General features: G+C 72.9%; 1 protein-coding gene. It reads left to right on the plus strand.

What is annotated here, in order from left to right; genetic code table 11:
- Positions 1-47 precede the first annotated feature (47 nt).
- On the plus strand, positions 48-247 hold a 200-nt coding region (locus FNJ47_RS55175), incomplete at its 3' end, for a VWA domain-containing protein (RefSeq protein WP_430649495.1).

The raw sequence follows: 247 nt of genomic DNA on the forward strand, positions 1-247 counted from the left end.
GTGCGGCGCAGGTCGGCGAACGGGCCAGAGCGCGCGCGGCGCCGCCGGTGGCCGCGCCGCCGCGGCAGCCGTTTTGCCGCTTCGCGCGACAGTTTTCGCAGCGGATCGCTGGTGGCTGTCTGCGCAACGACGGCGAAGTGTTGCGGCTCGGCCGGATGCGCCGCCGCCAGCGCCCGCGCAAGATCCTGTTCCTGATCGACGTCTCCGGCTCGATGAAGGCGCGCACCGAGGAGAACATGCGGCTCGC

The organism is Bradyrhizobium uaiense, assembly GCF_010811875.1.
GTDB lineage: Bacteria > Pseudomonadota > Alphaproteobacteria > Rhizobiales > Xanthobacteraceae > Bradyrhizobium > Bradyrhizobium uaiense.